The organism is Paenibacillus sp. 8b26 (assembly GCF_050626875.1).
Lineage (GTDB): Bacteria > Bacillota > Bacilli > Paenibacillales > Paenibacillaceae > Paenibacillus.
Genome location: NZ_CP192445.1, coordinates 3,771,511 through 3,786,795, shown reverse-complemented (window position 1 = coordinate 3,786,795; position 15,285 = coordinate 3,771,511). Strand labels below are relative to the sequence as shown.

Genomic DNA, 15,285 nt, shown 5'->3' with positions numbered 1-15,285 from the left:
AAATAAAGGTTTCATATGGGATCGGACGCACCTTCATGCCTATGATGATAAACTGCACTATGATATCGCAGAGCAGGATGAATGCGGACATTTATATTTGGTGGCGATGGACTTTATAACGTTTTTGAATCGTGTGATCGAACTGCTCAACGAACAGGATGCCAACCTTCCGTACCTAAAATAATAGACAGGTCTATACTTAGACTTCTACGGAACGGCGCAAATAAAGATAGGAAGGAATGATTTACTTATGACAGAAACACAACAATATCGTTTGGGACCTGCTTATCTGGAAAGATGGGCTGTACCCGAAAACCCGGAGGCATGGATCGAGCAGGAGTGGACAGGCAAGCTCCGTTCACAGGCCGGACATACCAAATTCCACATTTTTTATTATGGAGAGTTGATGGACGAGCTAATCGCCGTGAATGAATTTGCACCCCAGCTCATCATTGCGGAGGATGCGGTTACGAGTGAACGGATCGTGATTTTTGATGGAACCCAACATGGTTACGATGCACTACTATGCGAAGTATATACAGAGGGACAGCAGACCAATCGGACCCCCCTTTTGCCCTATTTAGATGAAGACGGTGAAGATACCTTTGAGGTAAACGTGACCGCTTATTATAATGTCGATTGGGATGACGAGTTTTCAGACGATGTGGATGAGGATGGGCAGCTTGAACTGATCAACGGCGAGCTATGCGATTTTGAAGAGGTGAAGCGAAACGGCTTTGATGCGATCAGCATTACGATTACCAGCGCTAAAGGTCTGAAAACAGAGATCATTCAGGAAGAGCTGGCCTGACGAGGTTGCAAAGCCAAAGGAGCCACGATCATGTTCAAAAGAATCAGACATCAGGAAGGCGATATTTTTGTCATCCCTATCGGGGTAAGCCTGTCTGGGCGCTCAATCGGGCGCATCTGAATTACCTGCTCTCTTATATCTCTGCCGAGCTACGGGAGAAACCCGTAAGCGGCATGATGCGCACAGCTTCTCACTCGATCCCCAAATACATTAAGGATGCGAAGAATCGCCAGGCCATTTTAAAAATATTACAAAAGCTACAGCATAAGCAAGCATCCGAAGGAGGAAGCTCTGAGCGTGAGTATACAAACCTTTGACAATCTAGAAGCATTAGTTCGAGCCGTTAGCCAAACAGATATGAATGAATGGGTATTCACCAATCTGGAACATTTTCAGAGCAATCCTGTCGATGCCACCTATTATATTATCCCGGAGGAAGAGCTATGGGAGCTGGATGATGCAGGTCTCACCGTCACCAATCACCGCGATGAAAATATTCCTGCGTCCCTTCCCGATCATCACGCACAGACATGGCTGGAGATAGCGACCGTGCAGGATGTCATTGAAGTGCTACGCCGCAGTGGACACGAGCCGGACATCCACCGCATCGCACAGGGACTTCAGTATTACCACGAATATGATGCTTTTATGGAATAAGAGATTCCAGCAGTGCTTTTACCTCAGGAGCAGCCTGTTTCAGGCTGCTTTTCAGCTTTTTCTCGCCGCCCCAAATTCGGTAAACGAGCAGCTCTTTGTCGTAATCCTCCAGCTTCTCAAGCTCCTCGACCAGCACCTGTGCCTGCTCTACGCTTTCGATTCCAGACGACTTCAACGGCTTGGCACTTTGGTTGCCTGCCAGAAGAATCTTCGTCCAAACCGGAATCGTGTCCGGTGTCAGTCCATGCGCATCTGCAAAAACAGCCGCGTAGCCATCCTGTACCGACTGATGCTCCGTATCCACCAGCTTCATATAGCGAATCACCAATGGAAAATAGTCCGTTCCTTTCAGGCCCAGCCCCATCACCACATAGGTGCCCGGCATCGCCGATTTTTCCCCTGGCTCCACATCGTTGTACCACTTGAACTCTTCCATCACCATATCTGCATATTCAGCCAGTAGCGGGTGGAGAGCTGGATATGCCAGTGCATTGGCAAAAAAACGATGCAACGTGGATTTAGCCAGCTTGGGCACAGGCAGGAAATTTTTCACCTTGCTCTTGAGCTTCAGACGATATTCCCTGGTAAAGCCTTTCTGTAAAATATCGCATACATATACGAGCGCTTCCCTGTAGCTCTCTTCTTCCTCCGAAAGAATATGAACCTCCAGCGTTTGCAAAATATCATTCGCTTGGCAGGTGACGCGCTCGCTTGTATATAGCGCTGGAATGCTTCCTGACCCGCTCTTGAGCCACTGGGCAGCCTGCTCCGAGCCTAGCTGTGCAGCGATCTCCAAATATTTCTGCCGTGCATCCGCATGGGTCGAACCCACTCGCATCGCGGTGAGCAGGAACATTTCCATTGCTGGCGCAGGAATATTTGAAGGATGAATATCAGGCTCCTCCATATAATCCAACTCATAGCTTTTTTTCCGGTCCGCATACTTCGCCAAAAATTCATCTTCAGCCCAACGCTTTAAGCCACGGTTGAGCTGATATCTCCATGCTTCCTCACGATTGCGGCTCACTTTCACTTTTGCATCCATTCGATTCAGAAGCTCATCCACCCGTTGGGCATCTATAGGGTACAAATGAGGATCGAGCATGTGCCTCACAAAGAAAAAATCGTCCTTTTCCTTCGGCACAGCTTTACTGGCAGGGTTGAGCTTCTGCTCTACAAACTGCTGGATAATGGCTAACAGGTGCTGCCGTTTATCTTCGTTCAGGAGCGAGAATGTAAAATGACTGGATTTCTTTTCCAAGACCACTTTCAGATGAAATTCCAGCCGATAACGAAAGAACATGGGACTACATTCTTCAGACTTAAATAGAGCCTCTATCCGTTCCCTGAACACAGGCATCCATTCGTCCTGCACTTGCTGGAGCGTTACCCCCTCCGTAAAACCAGAAATTTTCGTATCCGGTCTACGGTTATCCCAATCAAACGGTTCATAGGTATCCACCCATAGCCCGTCCTCCTTACAGGTCACTTTTAAGTATTCATGAATCCCTTCGTGAAGGACACTTTTGGTCTGGAATTCGGCAATGCGCTTTTGCTCAGAAGCGTACGCCTTCTCAATTGCCTCGAAAATCGGATCTATGTATGCTTGTACCCCTGATGCCATACAATGTGCTCCTCCTTCATCCCCTTACAAATTGTAGTTCTAACGTAATTAAGATAGACTAATCTATAACTATTTGATTTCCTGATTATAGCATATCTCTCATTTAATTTTGGTCTCTATCTCTATAGATAGAGTACCGGAAAGCAGGTGCATCCTATATGTATTGGGTTTCCACACAACATACGCCGGTGGCTGCATTCTTGCAGAAGCAGCATTGCCGGATTTTAAAGTAAGAGGAGGACGAATGAAAATGACGGCATATTTTGAGCAAACCCTTGAGAGGCTGGGGCATATCGCCGACCGTCTGAGACAAAACGGAATGCCTGACGTGGAATACGAGTTGACGGAGGGCATCTCCACAGGTGAGGTAACTGCGCTGGAGGAACGACTACAGAGACCTTTACCCGCCTCCCTGTCTGAACTGATCCAACGGTGCGGCAGCTTATATCTGTTATGGTCGCTTCCTCAACATTGCATTGTAGCTGATGTATCGGGACGTACAGGTGAATATGGTTTCACCTCTGATGACGGACTGAACATACTCGACGATATCACGGGTGAGTTTGGCTGGAACCATGAGTATATTAGCTATTTCACATCCTATGGGGAAAATACAGACTCACCAGCGGCAATGGACGAACATCGGTATCTGATTTTTAACTATAACGGTGCGGGCGATCCAGTGCTACTCGATTTGGCGACACCCACTACCGAGCCTGCGGTGTTCTGCTATGATCACGAGCAGGATCGGTTCACCTTGCTTGCGGACAATCTGCCCGCCTATATAGACACCATCCTCACGTTGCACGGCCTATGGGTATGGGATTGGACGACAGTGATTGACGAGCATGGCATTCAGCTCAAAAGTCTCCCACTACAAATGTGGGTGCGCTGGCTGGATGCGTTCTGCAATGTGAGGCTGGAGGCTGCTCATTCGCTTGAAGATTTGATTAAATATGCCACGATGCATGGCGTAGATAATCCTGCCGTTTTGCAGGCTTTTCAGCCCTATGATCCGAAGGATATTTTTCTTGCCTGGGAGCAACGCATTCAGCATAACCCTACACAACTCGCTACATGGGCCGTTTTTATAGGAGAAACCGCTGGCGACGGGGCTGCCGATTGGGTCCGCTCCTTATGGCAGCCGGGCAACGTGCAAGCGTGGACTTCTTCTTCGGTTCCCAATAGCGACTCTGTTGCTGTAGGTACATTTGTATCCACCCGTGCCTACCTGACCGCCCGCTGTCTGCCCGGGCATGAAGGCTTGGCATACGTGTGCAATTACCTGCTACAGCATTCAGCGGTGGATGGTAAATTAGAAGGATACACCGCTAACGGTCAGTTACAGCATTTTCATTCACCACAGGTCATTGACTGGATGCGGGATAAGGTGAATCATCCCGTAGAGGGCTGGGCAGCGCTTTTCGCCCACTCCCGTCCTACAACTAAACAGTTGCTTGAATGGCTATCCGACAGCGAGCTTCATCAGAAAATCACAACCGAAGCATTGAATATCATGATTCAACGGGATCTTCTTCCCACTCTGGAAGCAGACACTTGGGCTAACATCTCAGACCTGCTTCATGCTTCTTTGCAGCTTGTTATGCTCAAAAAAGATAAACGCCGTATTGAAGCAGTGCTGGAGCAGCTTTCTGATTTGGAGCAATGTTAGCCTTTTGGAGCCGCTGCATCAGCGGCTTACCCCCCGGAAAAAAGTATCTATAGTGAATGAAATTAATTCGTCATTCGATTTTGCCGTAGGGAAATCAAAATTCAGGAGCAGGGAAGTCAATCCGTGCAGCATGCTCCACACGGATGTGGCGATCAGGCGCTCATCCCCTTGAGTTATGCTGCCATCATTCATAGCAGCTTTTAGTCCGGATTCAAGCAGTTCAAAGCCTTTAAAGCGTTCACTGTCAATAAGACTGATTAAGCTTACAGATTCCAGGTTGCTGATAAACAGGATGTTGTAATATTCCGGGTTAGCCGTTCCAAAACGAACATAAGCGTCGGACACTGTTTTCAGCACATCCAGGGCATTCAATCCTGCTGCCTGCGCTTCTTCCGCACGCTGCTGAAGAGACTGTAAAAACATGGAGTTTCCTTCTATCAGCAGTTCACGGACAATCGCTTCCTTATTGGCAAAATAATGATAAATGGTCGTTGGCGAATATTCGATCTGATCCGCAATTTTGCGCATGGAAACTTCGGCATACCCTTGGTTCAGGAAAAGCGAACGGGCGGCCTCGATTATTTTCCGGCGAATCTCACTGCTTTCACGTTCTCGGCGTTTGATATGTTTCATGAGTAAATGTACTAGCCCTTTCTGCCTGCCCCAATTTGGCGGCGATGCGATCAGCTTCCATTATACCTGAGTTCATTGCCCCTTGGAACCCGCCCCCCGGCTGTGTCCATGCCCCCACCAATGACAGGCGTTTCACCGCTGTTTTGCGCTTCAATCTTTTCATGCCGGACTGCCGGACCGTTTGTGCGTAGCCATAAACGGCCCCGTCGGGATTGGCGGTATAACGCTGCATCGTCCGCGGTGTACCCAGCTCTGCTACCACCACTTTACTGCCAAACCCCGGATACAATCCTTCAAGGCGCTCCAGTATCTGCCGTGTTACGGCTTCTTTTTGGGCTCTATATTCGGGACGCGTCGCAGGCCAATTTTCCAATCCGTCCAAAAATGTAACTGCAATGACGCCTTTCCCCGGCTCATTAAGCGAGGGATCCATGGCGTTGTAATTCGTGAGCATCCAGTTGCCTTTGGTATACTGACCGCTCATCATGTCTTCATAATCTGTCTCCGAATCCGGCTCGTTACGCAGGATTAAGTCTTCTTCGGTGATGCCAAGCTCATGGGGTTCACATAATAACCCAAGATATAACTGGGTGAGAGACGTGCCGGTCTCCAGGCCGCTGACGGCTTCCAGCTCACGGCGGGCAGCATCATGGTTCGATAGCAGACGGCCATAGGTATGATGGGGACTGATACCGGACACAATCCAATTGGCTTCATATACGTCCCCTTTTTTCAGGCGTACACCAACTGCTTTGCCGCCTTTGAGCACAATCTCGGACACCTGACTGCGCAGGTGAACATCTCCTCCCGCTGACTTAATAGCGTCAACCAGTGCATTGGATAAAGCCTGTGCGCCTCCCTGAATGTAATACGTCCCCTCCAGATGGTAGCCGATCCAGGGAATGAAAAAATACAAGGCCGCAAGCCTCTTCGGAGGCAATCCATAATAGGCCCACAGCGCGGTGAAAAATTCCGTGAATTTCTCAGACAGCCCGAACTGACTTACAGCCTCCCAAGTGGTCATTTGCGTCCAGCGGAAGAAGGTTCCTGCTTTGACCAGGCCAGCCGCCTTGCGCCAGGAAGTGAGGGAAGAGGAAGAGAAGGCGGAGAAGCCTTCCTCAAAACGGCGAATACCTGCAAACAGGCTATCGATGGCTGCCTGCTCAGCAGGGAACATGTTTTTGAGGAGTTGCACATATTCCTGCACATCGGACGGGATATCAACGATCTGCCCTTCCCAACGAATGGAATACGGGTGTTTTTTGCGGAGAGGTACGATCTGTCGGTCCACTTTGCAGTCTTTCAGCAACTGAGCGAAGCTGCCTTCTTCGAGTCCGCCGACGCCGTGCAGGGATACGTCAAAAGTATAACCCTTTCTTTTGAATTCAGTTGCAAAGCCGCCCGCCAGGGTATGACTTTCAAAAACAGCCGTCCGGTAACCGAGCGCGGAGAGTCTTGCTGCACAGGACAAACCGCCCAGACCTGCGCCGATGACGATAACATCATATTTGTTCATGATTTCATCCCCTTTATTAACGTCGTTATTTAAATTAACAGTGTTAATTTAGTGAGATTATAACCTACCACATTACGTTTGGGAAGCCCCGGTTTCTGAGGTTACCTGCCGGGGCTAACCATCAAAACATAAGGGATTCAGCTCTTATTACAGCTGCAAAAGCTCAATTAATATAAAAAACATCCAGAATTGTAGCGCTTTCACTTGTCAGATTCCAATGAAGATGCTATCCTTCAAGTGGGATTGTTACTGAAAAGGCAAAACCCGAGTACATTTAAATTGTGTACCCGGAGTTTGCCTTTTTTTCATTTTATATGGATGCAGCATCATACAGTCAAACATCCCAAACATGTGTAAGCGCTTTTAAAAAAAATGACACCAAAGGAGTTAATCTCATGCAAAGAAGACGTTTCGCCCTTGTTTTACTATCTTTCGTGTTCCTGCTTACGATCTTTTTCCCGTCCTCCAGCTCTGCCGCAGCAGCCGATGTACCAGCACCACAGGCTACCCTGCTTACTCAGGTACAGCCTTTGGGTGAAGTCGTTTCTGCCGTTGTACTGAAATACAGCACCAATATTGACGGGGCATCCTTGTCCACTTCCAGCTTTCAGGTTCAATCTGTACTCAATGATGTATACACAGACAGAACCGTGACTGGTGTATATACCAACGATACAGGAGCCATCACCAACCGCAGTACTCATGGCAAATACGTCGTGATCGAGCTGGATACGCAGGATAAAAATGCAAGTACCCTTACTTACGATGCAACAAGTGGAGTCAACCGCATCAATCCGTTGAATTATAACATCACCCAGAAGAAAGACATTGCTACTCAAAAGAAAACAGTCGTTCCAGCCTCTGCGCAGACTGTAAAAGCAACCGATAAAATCACACCTATCGTGGACGATTTCCAAAAAAACACCTTTGAGAATAAAGAGGGCTTCAAACTAAACTACTTTACGTTTGAGCCTAAAGTAGAGTCTGGCAAAACCTACCCGCTGGTTGTGTTTCTGCATGGAAACGGTGAGCGTGGTGACGGAAACGGAGTAAACCTACTGGCGAATGCTGGTGCCGTTACTTGGGCTTCTCCTGAACAGCAAGCCAAGCACCCGTCCTTCGTAATCGCTCCACAAAGCCCAATTGACCTGGAACATAAATTCATTTGGGCGGATGAGCCGCGCAACAGTGCTGTAGCCGATCTGGTACGTGAAACGGCGTTAAAATACCCGATCGACACCAATCGAATCTATATCGTTGGTATTTCTCAAGGAGCTATGGGCACGTGGAGATTGTTGGAGAAAAATCTTGATTTGTTCGCCGCAGGTGTGCCGATTGCCGGTTTGACCAACTATGAAAAAGCCGTTAACATGTATGCGCCTGTTGATCCTAAACACGTCGAAGTACTGAAAAACGTTCCTATTTGGGCCTTCCATGCCGTAGACGACACCTCGGTAAGCCCTAAAAACTCGCAAGAAATGGTAGCTGCCATTAAAGCACAAAACGGAAACCTCATTCATTTTACTGAATATGAAGCAGGCATTATTAAACCCGTAGGACACTTTTCCTGGGTTCCCGCTTTGCAAAATCAGGATATGATTGAATGGCTGTTTGCACAAAAGAAATAAACGTAGTTTTTGTAGATAAAACCGAACTTAAAAGTTTCATATTGTGCCACTGCGCAGTCGGATAGTGCTTCCCATCGCCACCGCCCCCGGATTTCTTGAATAAAGCCTTTCTATAAGAGTAGAAATCCGGGAGGTGATGCTTCCGAAGCGAGCTTTCCTACGGAAAGCTTTTAAAGCGACCGCTTCGCTTGTACAGCACTATTCCGTCTACTCCGTTTTTATGTTCATTTTGAGTTCGGCTTATATATCTCCAAAAATAAAGCGCCAGGACGGTTCGATACCCGTCTGGCGCTGTTTTGCTATCTAAAACGTTGATCCTACTACTTCACTCGCTTCGCAGCTTTGATCGTTCTCAAAGCTCGTCTGCGAGTTACCTTGTTCGGACTTCTGAGCTGTCTTCTGGCAGTTGCCACATCTGTTTTAGCCATGTGCAAATCACCATCCTATTCACTTAGGCTCATATTGGGAGCATGCACCTAAAATATATTAGTAATGATTATTATTATCATTATAGTTTAAAACTATATAATGGATTATACAAGGATGCAAGACATTTGGGGAAGTAAATATTACCTTGAGTAATGGGAGAGATTATTTCACCCTTTTACGCTTCTGTGTTACATTATATATAAGTAAAGCGAGAACAAAAATTCGAATCAGAATTTACGTTCGCCATGTTTTCATAGTCCTTTATTCCGAACTAAATCAAAGTCTATATCTTCCCGACATGTGTTCCATAACAATTCATCTGTAAGAAAACTTAATGCATCCATGTTGCGCAATCGTTCGACCAACTCGGTAATCACATCTATGTCTTCACGTTGTATATGCCTGGTAAGAGTGATGCCACCTGTGTCGCCATCAACATATAGATGCGAATGATGTCTTTCCTTTTTTACATGTCGGAGGGTAAGCACGCTGTTGTCAATCATCATGACGTATCGGTCCTTGATTAGATAACCCTCAAAAAGCTCATACATATGGGGAAGATCGCAGGGACCAAGAATAGGGCTGACTTTTTCAAAATTACTTTTGTTCATTTAGAATTTAGCTCCTCTTATGATTTTAATTGCTCACAACAAAAAACTAACAGCTATTCACTTAAAAAAAACGGGAATTTAAATCACAAGTATTACTCCTATGGTTTTATATTATTACTTTTGGAGTAAAACTACAATAGATTTTATGATTTTCTTGTACTATGAAACAAAAGGGGAATTTAAATTATGGAGATTCAAAATAGATATCATTTTAAACTTGGCGATATTTTAGAAGAACTTGATATTTCCCGCAATAAACTAGCCGTAGAAGCAAAAATACGTCCGGCTACTGTAATAGATATGGTAAATGGAAAAACCAAAAGACTTGAACTGGAAACACTAGTCCATATACTTGATGCTTTGAACAGATTTGCCCGCCAACGAAGATTTACAAGGACTATTACTCTTGCTGATATTGTAGAATATATTCCCGAAGATGGAATTGAGGAACATTGAGACTACCAAAGCATGACCTCAATTATTTATTGTAATTCGTTAGAACACGGGGGTTCTGTTCAACATGAGAATGTCAAACGCACAGGGAATTACCTTTAAGCTTGAAGAATTGCTTCAGGAAATAGGGATAACTAAAAATGCTCTTGCTCGTGAAGCTAAAATCAGGCCCAATACCATCTATGAAATGTGTAGCAATACGACCAAGCGGATCGAATTTAAAACATTTAATACAGTGATGGAAACGCTGATTCGTCTTTCTGGTCGCCAGTTAACCCTGCACGATGTTCTCGAATATACACCCGAAGATGAAGCCCGGGAATATTAATTCTGCATAGAGAGTGACGTTATTTTCAATAAGCCTACACAAAGCAAAAAGACCCAATTCTTGGCAGTTGGGTCTTTTTGCTTTAATTACTTTTTTTAAAATGATCGTATAAACGTGTCGAGCCTCTTTACCCGACCCTTTCAAAAGTTCATTCCACTTTGCCACCTTCTACGACCAATTGGTCTGTGAAGCCTTCTCCGTAAACGGAGGTCAGTGTGTCCTTGTAGGCTTGATGGACAAAGTTTTCCTTACCCAGCGTATCCAGCTCATTGTTGATCCAGTCCAGCAGCTCTTTATTTCCCTTCGCTACTGCGGGGGCAATGGTATCCTGGCCGCCAAAGGCCGGAATGGTTACGGTGAAACCGGGATTGGCTTTCGCCCAAGCGATCAGCTCTGTATTATCGTTAGCGATGGCCGCGCCGCGCTTGTCTTTGAGAGCTGAGAAAATTTCCGTATACTGATCGAATTTGAGCAGCTTGATGTCAGGATAATTTTTCGTAAAATAGGTCTCAGCCGTCGTTCCTTTTGCGACAATCAGCTTCTGGTCCGAGTTCTTCAATTGATCAATCGTAGTGATCGGAGCGCTGTCGGGTGATACAATGCCGAAGGATAATTTCATGTATGGATTAGTAAAATCGACCTTTTCTTTGCGCTCGTCCGTCACGGTAAAGTTAGCCATGATAATGTCTACCTTGTTGGATTGCAAATAAGCGACCCGGCTGGCGGCATCCACCAGAACGAACTCTACCTTGGACTCATCGCCCAAAAGATCCTTGGCAAATCGTTTCGCAATATACACGTCAAAGCCCTGATTTTTCCCTTCCGAATCCACGTAGCCAAACGGAGGCTTATCCGCGAAAACACCAATTCGGATTTTGCCGTTCTTTTTAATGTCTTCAATCGAAGCAAATTTTGCCGAGCCAGAATTGCCGTTGGCATTGCCTCCTGCTCCCGCGCAGCCCGTCATTCCGATGAGCAACAAGCTTACTGCCAGCAATAATGTCGTTAACTTCAACCCTTTTTTCATCGTATTCATCCCCCTGTTTATAAAGTTTCGTACTGAAATATATTCAGAAAGTGCTGGGCACGCTCTGTTTCCGGTTGGGTAAAAAATTGCTGTGGCGTGGTCAGTTCGCATATTTGTCCTTGATCCATAAAAACGATGCGATCCCCCACCGACTTGGCGAATCCCATCTCATGCGTCACGATAATCATCGTCATTCCCTGTCGCGCCAGTTCTCGCATCACATCCAGCACCTCCCTGACCATTTCCGGGTCCAAGGATGCCGTGACTTCGTCAAAGAGCATAATTTCAGGGTTCATACACAGTGCGCGTACAATCGCAATCCGCTGCTTTTGTCCTCCTGATAACTCTCTCGGATACGCATCTTTGCGATCCAACAGACCGACCCGTTCCAATAATTGCTCCGCTTGCTTGAGCGCTTCCTGCTTGTTTCTCCGCTGCACTTTAAGCGGGCCTAGCAATATATTTTCCAAGACGGTCATATGGGGAAACAGCTCATAGTTCTGAAATACCATCCCGATATGCTGCCGTACCTCCCGCCAATTCACTTTTTTGTCCGTAAGATCCTGTCCTCTATATCGGATTTCTCCGCCTTGGACTGGTTCCAGACCATTGAGGCATCGCAGAAGTGTGCTTTTTCCGCAGCCCGAAGGGCCAAGAACAACCACGACCTCCCCCTTTGCTACCTCCAGATCAATCTGTTGGAGTACCTTTCGGTCACCGAAGCTTTTGTCCAGCCCTCGAATCTCCAGCAAAACCTCCACAGCCTCTGCCATGACGCTCACCCCATCCTGCTAATTTTGCCATCTGCGTTCGAATCTCTTGGAAAGTCTGGACAACGGATAGCATACAAGAAAATATAGTATAAAAATAAAACCATACACCCAAAAGGATGCCGCTGGCGCTTTAATCACACCAAGCTCAATAATCTGTTGTCCGACCTTTACCACCTCTACCACGCCGATCAGCACCACCAATGACGTCGTTTTGATCATCCGTGTCGCCAGATTAATAGAACCCGGCAGCATTCGACGTACCGCCTGAGGAATGAGCACATGACGGTACAATTGTCCATACGTCAGACCGAGCGCTTGCCCGGATTCCACTTGATGCTTGGGCAACGATTCGAGCGCACCACGAACGATGTCACCGATCTCCGCCGCACCCCATAAGCTAAACACGATAATTGCCGTTAGCTCCCCGCTAATGTTCACATTCAGCAAAGGCGTGAAGCCGAAGTACACCACATACAGCCAAACCAAAATCGGAATAATGCGAAACGTCTCCAGATAAAACCGTAATACAAATCGAATCGGTCCCGACTTTAAAGTGCGCAATAGCCCCATCACGATGCCCAGCACTGTGCCGATTACAATCGAAATAAATGCAATTTCCATCGTAACGAGTAATCCACCTAACAGACGCTCAAAATTGGAACCTTCAAAAAGCACATTAATCCCCGAATTCTGCATATCGCACCTTCCTTTCCACCCATGTCAGCAGCATCGACAAAGGCAAAAGCAGGACGAGATAAGCTAGCACCAGCAGAATCAGCGATTCCGCCGTTTTGTAGTACATGCCGATCAGGTCTTTTGCCACATTCATAATATCTAGCAGAGCAATGGCGCCAACAATGGAGGTTTCCTTGAGCAGAAAAATCGCATTCGCACCCAATGATGGAACACTGATAGCAAAGGCCTGTGGCAAAATAACATATCGCGCCAGCTGCACCTTGGACAATCCCAGGCTAAGCCCGGATTCCGTCTGCGTTTTACTCACCGCTTCAATTCCGCCACGGAACGCCTCTGCCATATACCCTCCGCCCAAAAAGGTCATACCGACAATGGCACACGTCATTTCACTCATATGCAGACCTATTTTGGTAAAGCCATAATACAGAAAATACAGTTGTACCAGCAATGGTGTATTTCGGGAAAGCTCGATATACGCTGTAATAATGCCGCTAATTCCCTTCACCTTGTAATACAACACAATACTGCACAACAAACCGACGATCAGCGAAAAGAGGATGGCCCAAAAAGCAATCTTCAATGTAAGCCACATCGCCTCACCATACAGTGGTAAGCTCTCTACGATAAACTCCCAGTCTAGATTCATATGTACATACCTTTCAATTTTCGATTAATCCTATGTATTTTGTAAGTTTAATAACAATGATTGTATTCCAGCCTAATTATTACGTCAATACTTTGACGAAAATTTGTCATATTTATCTATGATTTAGGAAGAAAACCTTTATTTCATTTCAGAAATACATGCAAAAAAGCCTGAAATGGTTAAATTCCATTCCAGGCTTTGATCTATTCTATACGATTTATCACACCAGTGGCTCCGTAACTACCGGGCCGCCGAGCTTTTCCACAATCAAGCGGCTTTCCTCGTTTAGTCCCCGCAGGGTAATCAATTTACCGGATTTCGTGTACTTTTGCAGCACCTTCCCAATGGCGGTTACCGCAGAATGATCCCAAATATGCGATTGGCTGAAATCCACCACCACGCGCTTCGGATCATCCGAAGGTTCAAAATGGTCGACAAAATGAGTCGTCGAAGCAAAAAACATCGGACCCCTAACATGGTACACTTTTTCATCGTTGTCCTCTGTCGCGCTGATGCGGATTTTAGCCATTTTCCAGCCAAAATGCAGGGCACTCAGCAGCACGCCCACAATAACACCCTTGGACAAATCATGCGTAGCCACCACAATGACGACCGTCGTAACCATGATAAATGTGTCCGCCTTGGGAACCTTGGCGATATTTCGGAGCGAATTCCAGTCCACTGTCCCGATACACACCATAAACATAACTCCCACCAGTGCGCCCATCGGTACTTCCTTCACAACCCCGCCGAGCACCAGCAGCAGAAAGGCCAGAAACACCCCTGCCGTGAAGGTGGACAAACGCCCTCTACCTCCCGAGCTAACATTAATAACAGATTGTCCGATCATGGCACAACCACCCATACCGCCGAAAAAGCCATTTACAAAGTTGGCAATCCCTTGCCCGCGGGCTTCCCGGTTTTTATTGCTTTTCGTTTCGGTCATTTCATCCAAAATACTGGCTGTCAGCAGCGATTCCAGCAGTCCCACCAGCGCCATCGTAAAGGAATACGGCAGTAAAATCCACAAAGTATGCAAAGACCACTCAATCTGCGGCAAATGGAATGAAGGCAGTGAGCTGGTCAGCGTACCGATATCACCTACGGTTTTGACATTTAACCCGAACGCATACGTGATGATCGTCATGATAATGATTGCCGTCAATGGAGCGGGAATGCTTTTCACAAACCTCGGCAAAATATACACAATGAGCAGCGTACCTGCTACCATTGCATACATGATCCAATTGGCTCCATGAAAGTGGGTAAGCTGTGCCATAAAGACGAGGATCGCCAGCGCATTCACAAACCCGGTCATGACTGGCTGCGAAATAAAGCTCATAAATCGTCCTATTTTTAAAACACCCAGCAGCACCTGAATAATCCCCGCCAAAATAGTAGCCGCAAACAGATATTCCACGCCATGATCCTTCACCAAACCGACGACCAATACCGCTACAGCCCCGGTTGCTGCCGAGATCATCGCCGGACGTCCGCCTGCAAAAGAAATAACAATTGCCATTGAGATGGAGGCGTACAGTCCGACCATCGGATTGACACCGGCAATGATCGAGAAGGCAATCGCCTCCGGGATCAGCGCCAGCGCCACGGTCATGCCCGCAAGTATATCGGCCCGGATATTACCGAACCATTGTTGTCTAAGATTCATACGGTTTCTTTCCAGCCTCCTGTATTAACGGAGAACCGCGTGTTGACCCGCAGCCCGGTATCGTTCCGGGCCTCCGTCCAGCGGTCAATCGCATAGGCTCTCCTATGATTCG

Annotated in this window: 16 protein-coding genes; 6 read left to right on the top strand and 10 right to left on the bottom strand. The window is 46.8% G+C overall.

Annotated elements, in window-relative coordinates; genetic code table 11:
* The first annotated feature begins 250 nt into the window (after positions 1 to 250).
* Together ACQ4MX_RS17465 and ACQ4MX_RS17460 are read left to right on the top strand one after the other, a co-directional pair.
* Complete coding sequence (locus ACQ4MX_RS17465; RefSeq protein ID WP_431086297.1) at positions 251 to 811, top strand: hypothetical protein; 561 nt, start codon at positions 251 to 253, stop codon at positions 809 to 811.
* 297 nt (positions 812 to 1,108) lie between these two features.
* On the top strand, positions 1,109 to 1,468 hold the full coding sequence (locus ACQ4MX_RS17460; RefSeq protein WP_431086294.1) for a DUF7716 domain-containing protein: 360 nt from the start codon (positions 1,109 to 1,111) through the stop codon (positions 1,466 to 1,468).
* Here ACQ4MX_RS17460 and ACQ4MX_RS17455 read toward each other — a convergent pair.
* Positions 1,458 to 3,092, bottom strand: coding sequence for a DUF6138 family protein (locus ACQ4MX_RS17455; protein WP_431086293.1), 1,635 nt, complete (start codon positions 3,090 to 3,092; stop codon positions 1,458 to 1,460). The two genes, ACQ4MX_RS17460 and ACQ4MX_RS17455, sit on opposite strands and share 11 nt — an antisense overlap.
* Before the next feature lie 250 nt (positions 3,093 to 3,342).
* Between ACQ4MX_RS17455 and ACQ4MX_RS17450 the strand changes: the two genes are divergently transcribed.
* Positions 3,343 to 4,764 (top strand): SMI1/KNR4 family protein, encoded by a 1,422-nt coding sequence (locus ACQ4MX_RS17450; protein ID WP_431086292.1) that lies wholly within the window; start codon positions 3,343 to 3,345, stop codon positions 4,762 to 4,764.
* 18 nt (positions 4,765 to 4,782) lie between these two features.
* Here ACQ4MX_RS17450 and ACQ4MX_RS17445 read toward each other — a convergent pair whose 3' ends face one another.
* Both ACQ4MX_RS17445 and ACQ4MX_RS17440 read right to left on the bottom strand, forming a co-directional pair.
* Positions 4,783 to 5,397: a TetR/AcrR family transcriptional regulator gene (locus ACQ4MX_RS17445; RefSeq protein WP_149096467.1), complete on the bottom strand. Its 615-nt coding sequence runs from the start codon at positions 5,395 to 5,397 to the stop codon at positions 4,783 to 4,785.
* Positions 5,369 to 6,913: a phytoene desaturase family protein gene (locus tag ACQ4MX_RS17440; protein ID WP_431086290.1), complete on the bottom strand. Its 1,545-nt coding sequence runs from the start codon at positions 6,911 to 6,913 to the stop codon at positions 5,369 to 5,371. The genes ACQ4MX_RS17445 and ACQ4MX_RS17440 overlap by 29 nt, the downstream gene beginning before the upstream one ends.
* A gap of 395 nt (positions 6,914 to 7,308) precedes the next feature.
* Here ACQ4MX_RS17440 and ACQ4MX_RS17435 point away from each other — a divergent pair, with 395 nt between their 5' ends.
* Positions 7,309 to 8,541 carry a peptidase gene (locus ACQ4MX_RS17435; RefSeq protein ID WP_431086287.1) on the top strand — a complete coding sequence of 411 codons (1,233 nt, stop codon included), beginning with the start codon at positions 7,309 to 7,311 and terminating at the stop codon, positions 8,539 to 8,541.
* Between the two features lie 320 nt (positions 8,542 to 8,861).
* Here ACQ4MX_RS17435 and ACQ4MX_RS17430 read toward each other — a convergent pair whose 3' ends face one another.
* Both ACQ4MX_RS17430 and ACQ4MX_RS17425 read right to left on the bottom strand, forming a co-directional pair.
* Positions 8,862 to 8,969, bottom strand: a complete 108-nt coding sequence (locus tag ACQ4MX_RS17430) for a putative metal homeostasis protein (RefSeq protein WP_158308728.1) — start codon at positions 8,967 to 8,969, stop codon at positions 8,862 to 8,864.
* 252 nt (positions 8,970 to 9,221) lie between these two features.
* A complete protein-coding gene (locus ACQ4MX_RS17425) occupies positions 9,222 to 9,581 on the bottom strand; it encodes a hypothetical protein (RefSeq protein ID WP_431086286.1) in 360 nt (119 codons plus the stop codon).
* Positions 9,582 to 9,767: 186 nt separating this feature from the next.
* On the opposite strand from ACQ4MX_RS17425, the gene ACQ4MX_RS17420 reads away from it, so the two are divergent.
* Together ACQ4MX_RS17420 and ACQ4MX_RS17415 are read left to right on the top strand one after the other, a co-directional pair.
* The gene (locus tag ACQ4MX_RS17420; RefSeq protein WP_431086283.1) at positions 9,768 to 10,037 is read left to right on the top strand and encodes a helix-turn-helix domain-containing protein; all 270 of its coding nucleotides are present in this window, start codon (positions 9,768 to 9,770) and stop codon (positions 10,035 to 10,037) included.
* A 64-nt stretch (positions 10,038 to 10,101) separates the two neighbouring features.
* On the top strand, positions 10,102 to 10,362 hold the full coding sequence (locus tag ACQ4MX_RS17415) for a helix-turn-helix domain-containing protein (protein ID WP_431086281.1): 261 nt from the start codon (positions 10,102 to 10,104) through the stop codon (positions 10,360 to 10,362).
* Positions 10,363 to 10,510: 148 nt separating this feature from the next.
* Here the strand turns inward: ACQ4MX_RS17415 and ACQ4MX_RS17410 are convergent, their stop codons facing one another.
* The 5 genes from ACQ4MX_RS17410 to ACQ4MX_RS17390 form a co-directional block, all read right to left on the bottom strand.
* Positions 10,511 to 11,389 (bottom strand): cysteine ABC transporter substrate-binding protein, encoded by an 879-nt coding sequence (locus tag ACQ4MX_RS17410; RefSeq protein ID WP_431086278.1) that lies wholly within the window; start codon positions 11,387 to 11,389, stop codon positions 10,511 to 10,513.
* 17 nt (positions 11,390 to 11,406) lie between these two features.
* A complete protein-coding gene (locus ACQ4MX_RS17405; protein WP_431086277.1) occupies positions 11,407 to 12,162 on the bottom strand; it encodes an amino acid ABC transporter ATP-binding protein in 756 nt (251 codons plus the stop codon).
* Positions 12,163 to 12,180: 18 nt separating this feature from the next.
* Complete coding sequence (locus ACQ4MX_RS17400; protein ID WP_025683078.1) at positions 12,181 to 12,858, bottom strand: amino acid ABC transporter permease; 678 nt, start codon at positions 12,856 to 12,858, stop codon at positions 12,181 to 12,183.
* On the bottom strand, positions 12,839 to 13,504 hold the full coding sequence (locus ACQ4MX_RS17395) for an amino acid ABC transporter permease (protein ID WP_431086276.1): 666 nt from the start codon (positions 13,502 to 13,504) through the stop codon (positions 12,839 to 12,841). The genes ACQ4MX_RS17400 and ACQ4MX_RS17395 overlap by 20 nt, the downstream gene beginning before the upstream one ends.
* Before the next feature lie 220 nt (positions 13,505 to 13,724).
* Positions 13,725 to 15,173, bottom strand: a complete 1,449-nt coding sequence (locus ACQ4MX_RS17390) for a SulP family inorganic anion transporter (protein WP_431086274.1) — start codon at positions 15,171 to 15,173, stop codon at positions 13,725 to 13,727.
* Positions 15,174 to 15,285: the final 112 nt, after the last annotated feature.